Below are 290 nucleotides of genomic sequence, written 5' to 3' on the forward strand. Positions count from 1 at the left end.
GAACCAGCTACTCATTTGATATATACGGAGATCTTTGCCATTGGCGATCTCATAAGCTGTGCGCTCTAAGTAGGAACGGCGCATAGCCAGTTGTCCGAAAAAGTCACGGGAACCATCTTCCGCCTTGCGAACGTATTGCAAGGTGAAATACAGCAAAGCCCCTACGATAAGGGCCACCAAAAAAGGTAATGGTGAAAAAAGGGAGATGGTCAGTGCAAAAACGGCTAAGTTAAGACAGCCTTTCACGACATCTAATGTATGGTAGAAAAAGGCTTCCCCTCCTGATGAAT

The 290-nt window shown here is 45.9% G+C and carries 1 protein-coding gene; it reads right to left on the minus strand.

Annotated features, from left to right (window positions below):
- Window positions 1-290 (minus strand): hypothetical protein (locus tag RMT89_RS42235; protein WP_315889063.1); only part of this gene is annotated, 290 nt, incomplete at both ends.

Source organism: Streptomyces sp. P17 (assembly GCF_032436805.1).
Taxonomy (GTDB): domain Bacteria; phylum Actinomycetota; class Actinomycetes; order Streptomycetales; family Streptomycetaceae; genus Streptomyces.